Source organism: Rhizobacter sp. (assembly GCF_031412075.1).
Lineage (GTDB): Bacteria > Pseudomonadota > Gammaproteobacteria > Burkholderiales > Burkholderiaceae_C > Rhizobacter.
Genome location: NZ_JANOCG010000490.1, coordinates 1 through 3437, shown reverse-complemented (window position 1 = coordinate 3437; position 3437 = coordinate 1). Strand labels below are relative to the sequence as shown.

Genomic DNA, 3437 nt, shown 5'->3' with positions numbered 1-3437 from the left:
GCTGCAACTCCCCGGGCACACGCAGCAGCTGCATGCCATCTGCGTGCACCTGGGGTTGCAAGAGTCACACCGGCGCAAGCAGCTCGAGCTGCTGCTCAAGATCGTCGAGCGCGACGTGCCAGACGACGCACCGCTTTTGATCGCGGGCGACTTCAACGACTGGCGGGTGCGCGCCCACAGCGTGCTCAAGCGCTGCGCCGGCCTGCGAGAGGTGTTCGTGCATGCCAATGGGCGCGCAGCGAAGACCTTTCCGGCGCGCTTTCCGATGCTGCAGCTCGACCGCATCTATGTTCGCAATGCCGGTGTGCACAAGCCCCTGGTGCTGCCGCGCCGACCGTGGTCGCACCTGTCCGACCACGCCCCGCTGGCCGCGGAGATCACGCTGTGAGCGCGAAATCGCGCTGGACCGGCGGCAACCGCGTACGCCTGCTGGAAAACGGCGAAGAGTTCTTCCCGGCAGTGTTCGAGGCCGTGAGCGCGGCCGAACGCGAGGTGTTGATCGAAACCTTCATCCTGTTCGAAGACAAGGTCGGCCTGGCCTTGCACGAAGCATTGCTCAAGGCCGCGCAGCGAGGCGTGCAGATCGACATCACCGTCGACGGCTTCGGCTCGCCCGACCTGTCGAGCCAGTTTGTGGGCACGCTCACCGCAGCGGGCGTGCGCTTCCATGTGTTCGACCCGCAGGCGCCGCTGCTGGGTGTGCGCCTCAACGTGTTTCGCCGCATGCACCGCAAGATCGTGGTCGTCGACGGGGTGCGCGCGTTCGTCGGCGGCATCAACTATTCGGCCGATCACCTGGACGACTTCGGCCCCGAGGCCAAGCAGGATTACGCGGTCGAAGTCTGCGGCCCGATCGTCGACGAGATCCACCGCTTTGCGCTCGAGGCAGTCGCGCCACAGGCTCCACCCAATGCGCGCCGCTGGTTTCGCCGCCGCCCTCCTGCGCAGGCCACCACCGCCCACGCGCCTCACTCGGGCGACGCCGATGCGGTGTTCGTCACCCGCGACAACCACGACCACCGCAACGACATCGAGCATCAGTACCGCGTGGCCCTGCGTTCGGCGAAGCACGAGGTGATCATCGCCAACGCCTACTTCTTCCCCGGCTACCTTTTCCTCAAAGACTTGCGCCGTGCGGCGCGCCGTGGGGTGAAGGTGCGCCTGATCCTGCAGGGCCAGCCCGACATGCCAGTGGTCAAGGTGGCGGCGAGCATGCTGTATGCCCACCTGCAGCGTGCCGGTGTGCAGATCTACGAGTACTGCAAACGCCCTCTGCACGGCAAGGTGGCGCTGGCCGACGACGAATGGTCGACGGTGGGCTCGAGCAACCTCGACCCGCTGAGCCTGTCGCTCAACCTCGAAGCCAACCTCATCATCCGCGACCGCAGCTTCAACCAGCACCTGCGCGAGCGGCTGGAAGACCTGATCGAGAACAGCTGCAAGGAAGTGCCCGCCCCGAGCGGCCGCAACCGCGCCTGGGGGCAGATGGCGCTGAGCTATGTGGTGTTCCACTTCTTGCGCCGCTTTCCGGCCTGGGCCGGCTGGTTGCCGGCGCATCAGCCGGCGCTCAAGCGCATGGGCGGTGATGACAAGGCGACCCCGCGCGACGGCGCACAACCCATCAGCGAACCCGGTGCGAGGCAGCTGTCATGAGTGCAGCGGCACTGCCCTCGACCGGGCGCTGGCGGCGCTGGTGGCCGACCCTGCGGCGCATCGGCACTGTGGCGTTTTTCGTGATCGTTGCCGTGCTGCTGTTTTTGCAGGCGCGCGAGATCGAGTGGGCCGAGGTGGGCGCCGCGATGCGGGCCTACCCAATCACCACCCTGCTCGGGGCCGCCGCACTCGCCGCGCTGAGCCACGCCCTCTACAGCGGCATCGACCTGTTCGGGCGCCGTTGGACGCAGCACCCCTTGCCACTTCGGCAGGTGGTGCCTCTCACCTTCGTCTGTTATGCGTTCAACCTGAACCTCGGTTCGCTGGTGGGCGGCTTTGCCATGCGCTACCGGCTCTATTCGCGCCTGGGGTTGCGGGCGGACACCATCACCCGCGTGGTGGGCATGAGCCTGGTGACCAACTGGCTGGGTTACCTGGTGCTGGCCGGTGCCGTGTTTGCCACGCAGACGATCACGCCACCCGAGGGCTGGAAGGTGGGTGCCGTCGCCCTGCAAGCGCTCGGTGTGGTCTCGCTGCTGGTGGCAGCGGCTTATCTGCTGACCTGCACGTTCTGGGCGGGCCGCAGCCTGTCCCTGCGAGGCCATGAGTTCAAGTTGCCGAGCGGGCGCTTCGCCTTGCTGCAGATGGTGCTGTCGACCACCAACTGGGCCACCATCGGCGGCGTGCTCTACGTGCTGCTGCAAGGCCGCGTCGACTACCCGGTGGTGCTGGGCACCTTGCTGGTGGCCGCGGTGGCCGGTGTGCTGGCGCACATCCCGGCCGGGCTGGGCGTGCTCGAAGCGGTGTTCATCGCGCTGCTGGGCACCCAGGTGTCCCGGCATGAACTGCTCGGCGCCCTGCTCGCCTACCGGGCGCTGTACTACTTGCTGCCGCTGCTGCTGGCGACCGTGATGTACCTGCTGATGGAAGCACGCGCTCGCGCTGCACCGACCGCGCGGTTAGAATCGCGCCACCATCGCAGGCACCAGTCACTGCGCTGACGTCAGTTCTGACCCGAGCCGTGCTTTAACCCAGCGCCAAGCTCCCCACCTCTTCTGCCTGCGACTGGCGCTCCCCTGCGAGCGACGGGCCGATCTGATCCCCGGAATCCCCATGTCTTTTGAATCCCTCGGCCTCGCCGAGCCGCTGCTGCGTGCCGTGCTCGAACAGGGCTACACCACGCCCACCCCCATCCAGGCGCAAGCCATTCCCATCGTGCTTACCGGCGGCGACCTGCTCGGCGGCGCACAAACCGGCACCGGTAAGACCGCCGGCTTCACGCTGCCCTTGTTGCAGCGTTTGATGGCCACCCCCGCCGTGCGCGATGCACGCGGCCGCCTGCCCATCCGTGCGCTCATCCTCACGCCCACCCGCGAACTCGCGGCGCAGGTCGAAGAAAGCGTTCGCAACTACGGCAAGTACACCAAGCTCACTTCGATGGTGATGTTTGGCGGCGTCGGCATGCAGCCGCAGATCGACAAGTTGAAGCGCGGTGTCGACATCCTCGTCGCCACGCCGGGCCGCTTGCTCGACCACGCGCAACAGCGCACGCTCGATCTCAGCCACATCGAGATCTTCGTGCTCGACGAAGCCGACCGCATGCTCGACATGGGCTTCATCCACGACATCAAGAAGGTGCTCGCGCTGGTGCCCGCCAAGAAGCAGAGCCTGCTGTTCAGTGCCACCTTCAGCGACGAGATCAAGAACCTCGCCGACCGCCTGCTCAACAAGCCGGCGCTGATCGAAGTGGCGCGCCGCAACCAGACCGCCGAGCTGATCGAACA

Annotated in this window: 4 protein-coding genes; all 4 read left to right on the top strand. The window is 66.7% G+C overall.

The window, feature by feature from the left end:
• Window positions 1-388 (top strand): endonuclease/exonuclease/phosphatase family protein (locus RMO40_RS18240; protein ID WP_309724437.1); only part of this gene is annotated, 388 nt, incomplete at its 5' end.
• Window positions 385-1653, top strand: coding sequence for a cardiolipin synthase ClsB (clsB, locus tag RMO40_RS18235; protein WP_309724436.1), 1269 nt, complete (start codon window positions 385-387; stop codon window positions 1651-1653). The genes RMO40_RS18240 and clsB, both read left to right, overlap by 4 nt.
• The gene (locus RMO40_RS18230; protein WP_309724435.1) at window positions 1650-2654 is read left to right on the top strand and encodes a lysylphosphatidylglycerol synthase domain-containing protein; all 1005 of its coding nucleotides are present in this window, start codon (window positions 1650-1652) and stop codon (window positions 2652-2654) included. The genes clsB and RMO40_RS18230 overlap by 4 nt, the downstream gene beginning before the upstream one ends.
• 112 nt (window positions 2655-2766) lie before the next feature.
• Window positions 2767-3437: DEAD/DEAH box helicase (locus tag RMO40_RS18225; protein WP_309724433.1), on the top strand; the 671-nt coding region annotated here is incomplete at its 3' end.